1 protein-coding gene is annotated in these 415 nt (G+C 38.1%); it reads right to left on the bottom strand.

The window, feature by feature from the left end; genetic code table 11:
* Positions 1-415 (bottom strand): Sua5 family C-terminal domain-containing protein (locus tag ACYVTD_RS16090; protein ID WP_461248691.1); only part of this gene is annotated, 415 nt, incomplete at both ends.

Here is a 415-nt window from a genome sequence, read left to right as displayed (position 1 = left end):
GATATTTATAAGTTGCGTGCCGATTTTTTGCCGTTTGTTTGCGACAACGATGTTTAAAATTTCGATTTCAAATTCATTTTCGAGGTATTCTAATACGCCGACAACGTCTCTTCCAAGTTTAGCTATCAGGACTTCTCCCATGATTTTGTCTTTTATGAAAGTTGATATATCCTCGCCATTATGTTTCGAAATTATAACTTCGCTGTAGCTGGATATGGCTTTGTTTATGCGGGTGTGGATGCCTTTGGCTATGCCAGTCTCTGTTTCTGGAGGGTCGATATAGATTTTTTCGGCTCCTAGGTCGTCGCACTTTCTAAAGAGCGAGAAAAGGTTGTGCGCGAATTCTTTGTCGTCTTTTCCAGAATATAGATTTATTACGCCGTCATATTTGTTCCTAGAAATAATTATTATATTT

The sequence above is a fragment of the Treponema sp. R6D11 genome, assembly GCF_054786075.1.
This window is presented reverse-complemented; position numbering and strand designations above follow the sequence as displayed.